Source organism: Gordonia heveisoli, assembly GCF_030315745.1.
Lineage (GTDB): Bacteria > Actinomycetota > Actinomycetes > Mycobacteriales > Mycobacteriaceae > Gordonia.
Genome location: NZ_JASXSH010000009.1, coordinates 74654 through 87778 on the forward strand (window position 1 = coordinate 74654; position 13125 = coordinate 87778).

The 13125-nt window shown below is 68.4% G+C and carries 13 protein-coding genes; 6 read left to right on the top strand and 7 right to left on the bottom strand.

Features of this window, described 5'->3' with window-relative positions:
• Positions 1–207: 207 nt before the first annotated feature.
• Both QSJ18_RS09995 and QSJ18_RS10000 read left to right on the top strand, forming a co-directional pair.
• Positions 208–1377, top strand: coding sequence for a lytic transglycosylase domain-containing protein (locus tag QSJ18_RS09995; protein WP_286326243.1), 1170 nt, complete (start codon positions 208–210; stop codon positions 1375–1377).
• Between the two features lie 10 nt (positions 1378–1387).
• Positions 1388–2533, top strand: a complete 1146-nt coding sequence (locus QSJ18_RS10000; RefSeq protein ID WP_286326244.1) for an Mrp/NBP35 family ATP-binding protein — start codon at positions 1388–1390, stop codon at positions 2531–2533.
• Positions 2534–2583: 50 nt separating this feature from the next.
• On the opposite strand, the gene tatB is transcribed toward QSJ18_RS10000, so the two are convergent.
• From tatB to sigE, 4 genes are all read right to left on the bottom strand, one after another.
• Complete coding sequence (gene tatB, locus QSJ18_RS10005; protein ID WP_286326245.1) at positions 2584–3057, bottom strand: Sec-independent protein translocase protein TatB; 474 nt, start codon at positions 3055–3057, stop codon at positions 2584–2586.
• Positions 3058–3065: 8 nt separating this feature from the next.
• Complete coding sequence (locus QSJ18_RS10010) at positions 3066–4610, bottom strand: S1C family serine protease (RefSeq protein ID WP_462476041.1); 1545 nt, start codon at positions 4608–4610, stop codon at positions 3066–3068.
• A gap of 4 nt (positions 4611–4614) precedes the next feature.
• Positions 4615–5148: a hypothetical protein gene (locus tag QSJ18_RS10015; protein ID WP_286326368.1), complete on the bottom strand. Its 534-nt coding sequence runs from the start codon at positions 5146–5148 to the stop codon at positions 4615–4617.
• Positions 5149–5437: 289 nt separating this feature from the next.
• Positions 5438–6043: an RNA polymerase sigma factor SigE gene (gene sigE / locus QSJ18_RS10020; protein WP_286326246.1), complete on the bottom strand. Its 606-nt coding sequence runs from the start codon at positions 6041–6043 to the stop codon at positions 5438–5440.
• Positions 6044–6370: 327 nt separating this feature from the next.
• Between sigE and QSJ18_RS10025 the strand changes: the two genes are divergently transcribed.
• Positions 6371–7009 carry an O-methyltransferase gene (locus QSJ18_RS10025; RefSeq protein WP_286326247.1) on the top strand — a complete coding sequence of 213 codons (639 nt, stop codon included), beginning with the start codon at positions 6371–6373 and terminating at the stop codon, positions 7007–7009.
• Between the two features lie 16 nt (positions 7010–7025).
• Here QSJ18_RS10025 and manB read toward each other — a convergent pair whose 3' ends face one another.
• From manB to rfbD, 3 genes are all read right to left on the bottom strand, one after another.
• Complete coding sequence (gene manB, locus QSJ18_RS10030) at positions 7026–8138, bottom strand: mannose-1-phosphate guanylyltransferase (RefSeq protein ID WP_286326369.1); 1113 nt, start codon at positions 8136–8138, stop codon at positions 7026–7028.
• Positions 8139–8200: 62 nt separating this feature from the next.
• Positions 8201–9103 carry a glycosyltransferase family 2 protein gene (locus QSJ18_RS10035; protein ID WP_286326248.1) on the bottom strand — a complete coding sequence of 301 codons (903 nt, stop codon included), beginning with the start codon at positions 9101–9103 and terminating at the stop codon, positions 8201–8203.
• 4 nt (positions 9104–9107) lie between these two features.
• A complete protein-coding gene (gene rfbD, locus QSJ18_RS10040; RefSeq protein ID WP_462476043.1) occupies positions 9108–10088 on the bottom strand; it encodes a dTDP-4-dehydrorhamnose reductase in 981 nt (326 codons plus the stop codon).
• 201 nt (positions 10089–10289) lie between these two features.
• Between rfbD and QSJ18_RS10045 the strand changes: the two genes are divergently transcribed.
• The 3 genes from QSJ18_RS10045 to QSJ18_RS10055 are packed head-to-tail and all read left to right on the top strand — an operon-like array spanning position 10290 to position 13124.
• On the top strand, positions 10290–10487 hold the full coding sequence (locus tag QSJ18_RS10045; protein ID WP_286326249.1) for a hypothetical protein: 198 nt from the start codon (positions 10290–10292) through the stop codon (positions 10485–10487).
• Positions 10484–12349, top strand: coding sequence for an LCP family protein (locus QSJ18_RS10050; protein ID WP_286326250.1), 1866 nt, complete (start codon positions 10484–10486; stop codon positions 12347–12349). The genes QSJ18_RS10045 and QSJ18_RS10050 overlap by 4 nt, the downstream gene beginning before the upstream one ends.
• Positions 12350–12398: 49 nt before the next feature.
• Positions 12399–13124: a TIGR03089 family protein gene (locus QSJ18_RS10055; protein ID WP_286326251.1), complete on the top strand. Its 726-nt coding sequence runs from the start codon at positions 12399–12401 to the stop codon at positions 13122–13124.
• Position 13125: the final 1 nt, after the last annotated feature.

Consider the following 13125-nt stretch of genomic DNA (forward strand, 5'->3'; position numbering starts at 1 on the left):
GGGTTCGTGCATCTCCGGTTTCCGGGTCTCTGTATGGTGTGGGTCACACGACCGAATGGTTACAGGGGCGGGGTCCTACGTGGTGAGCAACACAGCGGTGAGCAACACAGTGGTGAGCAAGACAGCGGTGAGCAAGACAGCAACAAGAGGTGTGACGGTGACTGATGTGCGCGTAGCGGAGACGATGACGTCCCGGGAGTCGTGCCGATGAGTCCGCGTCTCTTCCGCAGGTCGCAGGGCCCGCGGCGTCTTCACCTGCACACCCGCACCGTCGGGGTCGGACTCGGCAGCGTTCTGGTCGGGGCGCTGGTCCTGGGGACCGCCACCTCGAGTGCGCATGGCGACGGGCTGCAGTCGGCGTCGACCGCCGATCCCGCGCACCCGGTCGTGCTGGCCGAGGTGGTCGCCGCCGAACCCGCGTCGCTCGTCGGCTTCGCGCCACCACCGCCGACGAATGTCGCAGCCCCGGTCCTGCCGCAGTTCCGGGTGGCCGGCGATCTGCCGTCCGGTCCGCTCGGCATTCCCGGTGTCGTTCTCCAGGCCTACAAGCTGGCCGCCAACCGGGTTGGTGCCGAATCACCGCAGTGCAAACTTCCGTGGTTCTTGCTGGCCGGGATCGGCCGGATCGAATCGGGCCATGCCAGCAACGGATCGGTCGATCAGTACGGCACCACGATCAACCCGATCGCGGGCCCGGTCCTCGACGGTTCGCTCGCCGGTAACGCCGTCATCCGCGACACCGACGGCGGCCGGATCGACGGCGACGCCGCGCACGACCGTGCGATGGGCCCGATGCAGTTCATCCCGAGTACCTGGGCGAGCTGGGGCACCGACGCCAACGGCGACGGTAAGGCCGATCCGAACAACGTCTTCGACGCAACCTATTCGGCCGGGCGTTATCTGTGCGCCGGGGTCTCCGACATCATGAACGACCGCAACAAGGTCGCCGCGGTGCTGCGCTACAACCACTCGATGGATTACGTCGCCAACGTGCTCAGTTGGGCGGCCGCCTACGCGACCGGCGTCATGCCGACCAACCCGATCCCCGAGTCCCGGCGACCGGTGGCCAAGAGCAGTTCGTCCAAGTCGTCCAAGCCGTCACGGCCCAGCGATCGGTCCTCGTCGTCGAGTGCACCGTCGTCGAAGCCGAAGAAGGTCACGCCCGCCCCGCCGCCGTGTGTGATCATCTGTATCCCGACGACGATTCCGCCGCTGCCGTTGCCCGGCCAGCCCGCGCCGCGGACGACCAAGCCTGCCAAACCGACCGGACCCGCGACGGCGAAGCCATCGGCGAAGAAGCCCGGGGCCCTCACCCCGAACGGTGCAGTGCGGCGTACAACGCCCGCCGACGACGGGACCTCGGTACCGCGACGGTAAGCTGGCGATGATGACAACCGGAGTCGCCCCCACCGAGCCCACGGTCCGTGCTGCGCTGAGCAAGGTACGTGACCCCGAGATCGGCAAGCCCATCACCGATCTCGGCATGGTCAAATCCATCGCGATCAACGACGACGCCAGCGTCGACGTCGCGGTCTATCTGACCACCTCGGGCTGTCCGATGCGCACCGAGATCTCGGGCCGTGTCGAACAAGCCGTCGCCGATGTGCCCGGCGTGGGTACCGTGCGCGTCGAACTCGACGTGATGAACGACGAACAGCGCACCGAACTCCGCAAGAAGCTGCGCGGCGACAAGGCCGAACCGGTCATCCCGTTCGCCCAACCCGGTTCCCTGACCCGTGTCTACGCCGTCGCCTCCGGCAAGGGCGGTGTCGGCAAGTCGAGCGTCACGGTGAACCTCGCCACCGCGCTCGCGGCCCGCGGGCTCAGTGTCGGCGTGCTCGACGCCGACATCTACGGCCACTCGGTACCGCGGATGCTCGGCAGCGACGCCAAGCCGACCCAGGTCGAGAAGATGATCATGCCGCCGATCAACCACGGGGTGAAGTTCATCTCGATCGGCCAGTTCACCGACGGCAACACCCCGGTCACCTGGCGTGGCCCGATGCTGCATCGTGCGCTGCAGCAGTTCCTCGCCGACGTCTACTGGGGCGATCTCGACGTCCTGCTGCTCGACCTTCCGCCCGGCACCGGTGACGTCGCGATCTCCATCGCGCAGCTCATCCCCGGCGCCGAGATCCTGGTGGTCACCACCCCGCAGCAGGCGGCCGCCGAGGTGGCGGAGCGGGCGGGCGCGATCGCACTCCAGACACGGCAGAAGATCCTCGGCGTGGTGGAGAACATGTCCTGGCTCGAACTGCCGGACGGCAGCCGGATGGAACCCTTCGGTTCCGGCGGCGGCGCCAAGGTGGCCGAACGGCTCACCCGTGCGGTCGGCGCGAATGTCGAACTGCTGGGACAGGTCCCGCTCGAACAGTCACTGCGTGAGGGCGGCGACGCCGGCGTGCCGGTGGTCTTGTCGGCACCGGACTCGGCGTCGGGTTCGGCATTGCGCGCCATCGCCGACAAGCTCGCGGTCCGCAAGCGTGGTCTGGCGGGCATGAGCCTGGGCATCGACACCACCCGGCACAACTGATCGGCGAGCACTACGGCGTCGGGGACCCGACGACCCGTGCGGCCGGAAGATCAGGTCGCGTCCCAGTCCCCCACCGCGGGCCGTCGATTTCCGGGCTCACGCGTCGACCGACCGACCTCCGACGCCGGGGATGAGGGCACCTCGGGAGTCGGCATCGGCGCCGACACCGGTTTGATCTCGGGAGTCTGCGTCAGTTTCGTCGGATCCAACGATTTGAGGTCGTCGCCGACGCCCTCGGCCATCCGGAACACCGAATCGTCACCGTCGAGCAGATGCTTGGTCACGATCGAGCGCGGAGTCATCCCGCGGAGTTCGTTGAGCTGCGACAGCGGTTTGCGGAGGTCGTCGAAATCGGAACCGAGATCCTCTTTGAGCTGCCCGGTGGCACCGGTCGCGTAATCGCGGACCTGGCGGATCGACTTCATCGTCCATGTCACCGCACCGGGCAGTCGCTCCGGCCCGAGGACGACGAGCGCGACGACCACCAGGACGGCGATCTCGCCCCATCCGATACTGCTGAACATGGTTGGCCTCAGTCACTGACCGGGGTGATGGTGCCGTCGAAAGTCCGGCCATCACGCCAATATTTGAACGGTGTTTCCTTACCGATTGTCGCCGTCCGGACCGCGACGTTCAACTCGTCGGCGCTCTCCACCGGCCGGCCATTGAAGGACACGATCACATCGTTCTCCCGAATACCAGCACGGGCGGCCGAACCACCGGCCACGACGTTGCGGATGAGCGCCCCCAGCACACGTTCGTTGCGCACCGAGCTGGCATTCACACCGATCGCGGGATGTTTGACCGTACCGGACTTGATCAGCGACTCGGCGATCGATTTCGCCTGGTTGATCGGGATCGCGAAACCGAGGCCGATGGATCCACCGCCACCGCTGCGAATCGCGGTGTTGATACCGACCACCTCGGCACGGTCGTTGACCAGCGGACCACCGGAGTTACCCGGGTTGATCGCGGCGTCGGTCTGGATGGCGTCGATGACGGCGTCGGTATCGGTGTCGGCGTCCGGCGGTAACGCGATCGCCCGGTTCAGGGCGCTCACGATGCCGCTGGTCACCGTACGGTTCAGGCCCAGCGGAGCGCCGAAGGCGACGACTTCCTCGCCGATCTGGAGGTCATCGGAATTGCCGAGTTTCGCCACCACCAGGTTTTCCACGTCATCAACCTTGACCACCGCGAGGTCGGTCTTGATGTCACGCCCGACGATCCGTGCGGGAACGCGGGTGCGGTCGGAGAAGACCACTTCGAGCTTCGCCTGCTTGTCGTTGGCCGCCATCGAGATGACGTGATTGTTGGTCAGGATGTAGCCCTGCGGATCGATGACGAATCCGGACCCGGTGCCGCCCGAACTGGCCGTGCGTACGTCGATCACGACGACGGACCGTTCGACCGCCTGCGCGACCCGGGCGACCGATGATCGCGGCTCACCGCCCTGGGCGTCGCCGGTCGACAGGGACACCGTGTCGCTGTGTAGCGCGGACTCCGACGGCCCGACGGTCAGTCGCCCGATCAGGGCCCCGATCATCCCGATCAGCAGCGCGATGACCGTCAGGGTCACCAGCGCGACCCAGGTGATGCGCTTGCCGAACAAGACGTCGCGGACACCGAGTTTGGCTCCGGCCACGGTCGGCGCCGCGGCCGTGGGCGTCCCGACCGCGGGCCGCGTCAACTGCGCGGGACTTTCCGGGTCACGCCAGGGATCGGCGGGTTCATCGGGTTCGTCCGGCTGCCCGTAGGTGGCCAGCGGGTCACGTTGAAGCGACTCGTCGCTGTCGGCCGGACGGCCGAAGGCCTCGGCGAGCACCGGGTCCGGCGCGGCGACGGTGGGCTGGGTGCGTCCGGTGGGCACCGCGCCGTCGGCGAAGGACCCCTGCACCCCGTCGGGGCGCCCGAAGACCTGCGCGGTCTCCCGGGAAACCGGCGCATGCCGTGGTGCGGGCAGCGGCTCGCGGGCCGGCACCTGCGATCGATCGGCGGTCGACGCCGACCATCCGTCGGAGGTGGGGCGGACGTCGGTGCGGTTGTCGGTGTCGATGTTCTCGGTACCTTCGTTGCTCACGGTGTCAGCGGCCCCATCGGCGGGTCATCCGGCCACGGGTCACCGTCGGGAACGGGTTCGGCGGCAGTTCCGGGAATCGGGCACCGTCGAGACGATCGGTGGTGGCCTGTGCAGCGGTCAGGTCGATCTCCCTGGTCGGGATCTGGGCGAGCTGGCTCAGCAGCGACGCCGGGATCGCGACCTGCGCGGAGTCACGCAGCCGGGCGCGCGCGGCAGCCTGCTCCTCGACCGCGCCTGCGCATTCGGGGCACAGTGCCAGATGGTGGGCGGCCCGCCCGTGCGCGGTCATGCCGAGTTCGCCGTCGACGAAGGCGGCGACGGCCTCGGGGGCCAGATGTTCGGTGGAGGCGAAGGCACGTCCGCCGGGGGTGCCTGCCGGACGGTAGCCACGGTTCGGCTCGATCGACGACGGCGCGGGCGACCAACTGGCCGGATTCCATGCCGACCGGCGGCGACGCAGGTCCGGTGCGGGTACGGGATCCGTCGGTCCCCGTCCGCGGACTGGTCGTCGACGTTGGCCACTGATCGGAGGGTCCATCTGCGGGCCGTCCATCATCGGGCCGTCCATCATCGTCGCCAACCCCTTTCCACGACGTCCCCGTCGCATCCGCCGCTCCGGCGTCCACATCCGCTCATGCCACGCTACTCACCGTTTGCGCATATCGCCGTCATCAGACGCCGAACATGCGCGGCGGGAACGAGGCTTGACGGTCCGACCAGCGATGATCGGCGACAGGCAAGCGACCCGCGCGACTTTTCAGACTATCCGAACGACACAACGATCGACGCGGTGCCCGGGTTCCCGGTCGCGCGCAGATGCCGACCGGTCAGCGGCCGACGGCGACCGATCGGCTACTGGTATGTCCGGCCGCGGCCAGACTCTCCCGAATCGCCTGCCGACCACGGTGGATACGGCTGCGAACGGTGCCGAGCTTCACCCCGAGGGTGGTCGCGATCTCTTCGTAGGACAGGCCTTCGACGTCACAGAGGACGACGGCGGCACGGAAGTCCGGCGGCAGCGCGTCGAGCGCGTACTGGAGATCGGAGTCGAGGTTCGCGGCGTCGAGGATCTCCTGCGGGTCCGGCGTCTCGGCGGGCACCCGGTCATAGTCCTCGGGCAGCGCTTCCATCCGGATCTTGTTGCGTCGCCGCACCATGTCGAGGAAGAGGTTGGTCGTGATGCGATGCAGCCAGCCTTCGAAGGTGCCCGGCCGGTAGTTCGACAACGAGCGGAAGACACGGATGAAGGTCTCCTGGGTGAGATCTTCGGCATCGTGCTGATTACCCGACAGCCGATAGGCGAGCCGGTAGACGCGGTCGGCGTGTTCACGCACCAGTTCGTCCCAACTCGGCATCAGGAGCTCGTCGCCGGTGGCGTCGAATCCGGCAGTCCCGTGCAGGACGGTGTCGGTGGACTCCAGGGGGGCGGTCATCGTGGGTGGCGTATCCCTTCTCGAATCACTGCTAGCTCGTGATCACTGTTTGGTCCACGGCCACGTCGGCCGAAGACGAACACTCGTCGAGGTGAACGTCGAATCCGCCAGCGGATATTCCGGACCCGGCATACCCGCTGTGTGGTCGACATCTATCGCGGTGTTGCGGATAAGCCTTTCCTATCGCGGTGTGGTCGCAGTGTGAGAGACCTGAGGTTTCGCTGAGGAAGTGGGACGGCTGCCCGACATCGTCGTCGACGAACCGATCTGCGCTGGTCGGGCGCGCCGGGTGTCCGATCCGCGAACCCTCCGACTAACCTCATCCGCGTGACCGAGTCAACTCCTGCCGCCCTGATCGCCTACGCGGAATCGGCGATCGTCGAAGATGACGCCCTGATCGCCGCCCGGGCGCGCGCCACCGAACTCGGCGCCGAGGCGGTCAGCCCGGCGGTGGGTGCGCTGCTCGCCCTGCTCGCCCGCGCCACCGACGCACGTGCCGTCGTCGAGATCGGGACCGGCACCGGCGTCAGCGGCCTGTGGCTACTCGGCGGCATGGCCACCGACGGTGTGCTCACCACCATCGACCCCGAACCCGAACACCACCGTGCCGCACGTGCCTCCTTCGCGGCCGCCGACATCCCGCCCGGCCGGACCCGGCTCATCAACGGGGCACCCGCCGAGGTCCTCCCCCGACTGACCGACGAGTCCTACGACCTCGTCTTCGTCGACGGCCCGCGGATCGACCTACCCCGCTTCGTCGGCGAAGCCATCCGGATGCTGCGGCCGGGCGGCATCGTGGTCGTTCACAACGCGACCGCCAACGGCGCGGTCGGCGATCCGGAGCGGACCGACCCGATCACCACCGCCGCCCGCGACGCCGCGCTGCTCATCGCCGACGACGATCGCCTGCTCCCCGTCGTCATCCCGCTCGGCGAAGGTGTCCTCGCCGCAGCCAAGGCACGCTGAACTCCGGCGGAACCGCTCAGACGTCGGTGGAGAACCGGATCCCGTTGTCGGGGATCTGAATCCCCGGCCAGACCCGCGCACCGCGCAGAAGTTCGCAGCGCGCACCGATGTCGGCGCCGTCGCCGATGACCGTGTCGCGGACGAGCGCGCGCGGGCCCACCCGGGCGCCGAATCCGACGATGCTGCGTTCCACCACGGCACCTGCCTCGATGACCGCGCCGTCGAAGATCACCGCACCGTCGAGCCGGACCCGCGGACCGATTTCGGCGCCGCGTCCGACGACCGTGCCACCGATCAGCACCGCGCCGGGGCCCACCCCGGCGCCCTCGTGGACCAGCGATTCGCCGTGCCGGTCACCGAGCGCGGGTGACGGCGCGATACCCCGCACCAGGTCGGCCGAGCCGCGCACGAAATCCTCGGGTGTGCCCATGTCCCGCCAGTAGGCATGGTCGACGTGGCCGTGGACGTGCTTACCCTCCAGCAGCAGCCGCGGGAACACCTCACGCTCCACCGACACCGGCACCCCCGCCGGAATCGACTCGATGATCTCGCGGCGGAACACATATGTACCGGCGTTGATCTGGTCGGTCGGTGGGTCCTGGGTCTTCTCCAGGAAGGCCGTCACCCGGCCGTTCCCGTCGGTGGGCACGCAACCGAACGCGCGCGGATCGCCGACCCGGACGAGATGCAGGGTGACGTCGGCCTGGGCGACCCGATGACCTTCGATGACGTCGCGTACATCGGTGCCGCCGAGTACGTCGCCGTTGAACACCACGATGGTGTCGGCGGTGAGTTCGTCGAGCACGTTACGTATGCCACCGCCGGTGCCCAGCGGCGTCTCCTCGGTGACGTAGCGCAGCCGCAGCCCCAACTTGGAGCCGTCACCGTAGTACTCGCTGAAGACATTCGCCTTGAACGACGTGCTGAGCACCACGTCGCGGATGCCTGCGGCCTGAATTCGGGAGAGCAGATGCGTCAGGAACGGCAGGCCTGCGGTCGGCAGCATCGGTTTGGGCGCCGACAGCGTCAGCGGCCGCAGCCGTGTGCCCTTGCCCCCGACCAGTACGACCGCCTGCACCGAGTCGCCGTAGCCGTCGTCACCGGCTCCCTCGATCACCGGACCCCCCACGGTGTGATCAACCACTTGTCTGTTCCCTTCGTCTTCTCGCCAGGCCACAACTTCACCACCACTCAGTGCGCTTCGCGCGCCAAGGCCCGCTTGGCCGAGCGCACCGCAAGCTTCGAGCGGACCGCCAGCCCGGCCCGCAGGGCCAGGCGAAGTGGGGCACGCAGCAGTCCCGGGTTGCGGTCGGCCTGGAAACGGTAGGCACTGCGATGGTGTGCCGGCAGCATCTTCTCCGGGTTGCGTCCGGCGGTGTGGCCCTTGGTGTGGATGACCTCGGCGGCCGGGATGAACACGTTGAGCCATCCCGCGCGGCCCAGCCGGTCCCCCAGGTCGACGTCCTCCATATACATGAAGTAGCGCGAGTCGAATCCGTCGATGGCATCGAAAGCCTTGCGGCGCACCAGCAGACACGATCCAGACAACCAGCCTGCGGCACGTTCGGCGCTGGGGTCCTCCTCGTCGCCACGGTAGGCGGCGGTCCATGGGTTCGACGGCCACACCGTGCCGAGAACGGCGTGCCCGGTACCCGACACGAGGTCGGGTACGCGTCGTGCCGAGGGATACACCGAACCGTCGGGTTCGCGGATCAGCGGCCCGAGCGCACCCGCCCGCGGCCATCGGTCGGCGGCGGCGAGCAGTTCGTCGAGGGAGCCGGGCAGCCACTCGATGTCGGGATTCGCGATCACGATGAACTCGATCGCCGGATCGATCTCGGCAACCGCCCGGTTGATGGCACCGCCGTAGCCGATGTTGCCCCCCGTCCGCAGCAGCGTGACGTGGTCGTTGTCACGTTCGGCGGCCTCCGGGGCACCATCGGTGGATCCGTTGTCGGCGATGATCACCTGCGGACGCGCGGTGGTGGCCTCGGCCAGGCTGCGCAGGAAGGTTCCGAGATAGTCGCCGGAGAAATAGGTCACCGTCACCACAGCGAAGGCGGGTGCGGCAGAGGAGTCGGCGCGATCAGTCACCGGGTTAGGGTAACGAACCGTCGGCGGCGACCGGCGCGGCGATAGCCCGGTGTAGGGCCGCCGACCACTCCGGCAGCGGTGTCAGTCCGGCATCGGCCCAGGAAGCCCCGGACAGCACCGAGAATGCGGGCCGGGGCGCGGGCCGGGGGAATTCGGCGGTGGTGCACGGATGGACGCGATCGGCGTCGGCGCCGACCTCGATGAACACCGCGCGCGCCACGTCGCACCAGGTCGCCCGGCCGCCGTTCGTCGCATGCAGGGTCGCCCCGGCGATACCGCGGACCGGCCCGATCGAGACGAGTTCCCACAGCCCGTCGGCCAGGTCGAGGGCATACGTCGGTGAACCGAGCTGATCGTCGACGACCGATACGGTCTCCCGAGTCTGCTCCAGACGACGCATCGTCCCGACGAAGTCCCGACTGTCGGGTCCCCCGGTGTACACCCAGGCGGTCCGGACGACGGTCGTTCGCCCGTCGGCGGCGAGCGCGGCCCGCTCACCGGCCAGTTTGCTCGCGCCGTAGACGGTCGCGGGGACAACCGCACCCGATTCGTCCGGTTCATAGGGTGTGGTCCGCGGTTCGGGTTCCTCGTCCGGGCGCTCCGATGTCCCGCCCAGGGCGCTGCCACTGAAGACGTAGTCGGTCGAGATGTGGATCAGCCAGGCGCCGACGGCCGCGGTCGCACGGGCCAGATGCGCAGGCCCGTCGGCGTTGACGCGGTATGCCGCGGCGCGATCGGTCTCCGCGGCGTCGACGTCGGTGTAGGCGGCTGTGTTGATCACCACATCGTCCGCGGTCAGACCGGCCAGCGCCACGGCAACCGACGTGGCGTCGGTGATGTCGATGTCGGCGGAGGTCAAGGGGCGTACCCGCGCCGGTTCCCGCGTGTCGGGGATGCGTGCGATGAGTGCGCGGCCGAGTTGACCCGCCGCCCCGATCAAGTAGACGCTCCCAGTTGATGCCGACGTGTTCTGCATGACGACCATGGTGCCGTACGGCGTTGCGTTCTCGAATTGGCGAATCACTTCAGTAGCCTGGCGTCAGAACAACAACATCAGAAACGCCAATCACTTCACTACCGGCAATTACTCATAGGCCCAGATGTCACCGCGACATCAGGGCCGCCACCGGTTGCCGGGTGATCCGAGTCGAAAGGTCTCGCCAGCTCGTGGACTATCCATCCGACGATGCCCGAGGACGTCCGCGTGCGCGCGGTGACGCGTCCGGAGATCCTCGTCGTCGTCGCCCGGCGGGCCCCAGCGCGGGAACCCGGCGCAATTCGGACGATCCACCTCGACGCAGGCCCGAAGACGCACCCCGGCGAAAGCCAGAAGACAAGTACCACCCAGACAGGTCCCGCCCAGACCAGCATCGCCCCGACATGAGCCGTGAGGACGTGTACCGCGGGGAGCCCCAGCGCCCCCGTCGGCCGCGTCCGGCAACCGACGACCGTCCGCGCCGACGGCCGACCGGCGAGACGCCGGCCGAGCGTCGGCCGCGCCGCATCCCCGCGGACGGCGGCCCACCCCGGCGGCCGCGCCGCGCCGCCGTACCCGACGGACCCGACCTGCACCACGAACACGGCGACCGATCCTCCGGTGAGATCCACACCCGATCGGCCAAACATGCCGCCGGTGCGCCGAAGTCGCGCCGGGTACGACCGGCATCCGCCCGCACCGCCGAAACGGTCCGCCCGGACAAACCCGCCCGGCCACGCCGACAGACGCGTCCCGCCGAATCCGCCGCGGCCGCCGACGTCATCGACACCCCGCCGCCCACCGACCGCGGCACCCGCCGCGGTGCCGCACACCCCGATCCGCGCCGGTTCGGTGGCTCGCACTGGGGTCGCGGCATCATCGCCCTCGTTTCGGCGGCGGTACTGGTGTGCACCGGGTACGCCTGGAACACGATGACCAGCCTGCAGAACGACATCACCCAGGCCAGCGGCCTCGGACTCGGTGGCGCCAAGGACGGCGCCGTCGACATCCTGCTCGTCGGAACCGATTCGCGGACCGATGCCAAGGGCAATCCGCTGTCGGCCGACGAACTCAAGATGTTGCGCTCGGGCAACGAGATCGCCACCAACACCGACACCATCTTGCTCATCCGTATCCCGGAGGACGGGTCGTCGGCGACCGCCATCTCGATTCCCCGCGACTCTTATGTCGACGTACCGGGCATCGGCAAGTCGAAGATCAATGCCGCGTACGGCGCGACCCGCGAAGGGGTCCGGGCCCGGGAAGTCGAGGCAGGCACCTCCGAACGAAAGGCGGAGGAGGACGGCACGCGCGCCGGCCGGAAGGCACTCATCGACACGGTCGCCAACCTGACCGGGGTGCACGTCGACCACTACGCCGAGGTCGGGCTGCTCGGCTTCGTGCTGCTCACCAAGGCGGTCGGCGGCGTCGACGTTTGCCTGAAAGCCCCGGCTCGGGATCCGTTCACCGGCGCACGATTCCGCGGCGGCCGACAGACGCTCAACGGTCCGCGCGCTCTGAGCTTCGTGCGGCAACGCCACGGGCTGCCGCGCGGCGATCTCGATCGGATCACCCGGCAGCAGGCATTTATGGCGTCGCTCACCCAGAAGATCTTGTCCGCAGGCACGCTGACCAGTCCGAGCAAACTCGACGATCTGCAGAATGCGGTGTCCCGCACGGTCGTCATCGACGACAACTGGGATGTGCTGTCCTTCGCGCAACAGTTCAAGGATCTCAGCGGAGGCAAGGTCAAGTTCGCGACCATCCCGGTGGTGACCGACCAGGGCTGGAGCGAGGACGGCCAGCAGAGTGTCGTGCAAGTGGACCCGCGTGCGGTCGCGAAGTTCACCGCCGACCTACTCGACAACAAGAGCGCCAAGAACCAGCGTGCCGAGTACACGGTCGACGTGAGCAATGCCGGCACCATCGACGGGCTGGCGGGCAATGTCGCGAACATCTTGACCAACAAGGGTTTCAAACAGGGCCAGATCAACTCCGAACCGGCCGACACCCGAGATTCGCTGGTGATCGCACATGACGAGAACGACGGGGCGCGGGCCTTGGCCAGGGATCTAGGCGGCGCGCGTATCGTCGTCGACGACAAGCTCGACGAGCATCAGCTCAAGGCTGTGCTCACCAACACCTACACCGGACCGGGATCGATCTCCGATACCGGATCGCAGGCGGACAACCGTCCCGCCAGCGAACGTGTCGGCAACAACCGCCCGCCGATCACTGCCGGCGGCGACGGCCCTGCCTGCGTGAACTGACCTGTGCGCGAGCCGATCTGCGCGCACTGATGCCGAGGAGATCACCGCGATGACCGCCACCCGCACCGTCACCGACGCGGTGTTCGCCGCCGTCGGCGACTGGACCCGACCACTGCTGACGTACTACAACGACGACACCGGGGAGCGGACCGAACTCTCCGGGGCAACCCTGGGAAACTGGGCGGCGAAGACGGCGAATTTCCTCGTCGACGAGATCGGAGTACTTCCCGGTGATCGCGTGCGAGTCGACCTACCCGAGCACTGGCAGAGCGCCGCCATCCTGCTCGGCACCTGGTGGACCGGCGCGCATATCGTCCTCGGCTCTGCCGACGACACCGACACGGACCGTGCGGTGTTCACCTCGGTAGCACGCATCGACGATCATCCCGACGCCGACGAACTGATCGTCGCCTCGTTGGATGCCTTCGCGCTCCCGCTCCGCGACCTGCCGCCGGGTGTCGCCGACTACGCGAGTTCGGTTCGCGTACATGGCGATCAGTACGCCTCGCGCGCTTCCGGCGAGACGGTTCTGCCCGGACCCGACGGCAGCCTGCCTGCCACCATCGCGGCAGCGACCGACGCCGCCGGACGCGACGCCATCCACGCGGGAGCGCGTGTGCTCACCACCCGGGAATGGCATACCGCCGACGGCGTGGTGAACCATCTGCTCGCACCACTGCTGGCCGGGGCGAGTCTCGTGCATGTGGCCGGCGCCGATCCCGGGTCGTTGGGTGGGCGAGCCGAATCCGAACGCGCCGACCTGATCTTGACCTGAA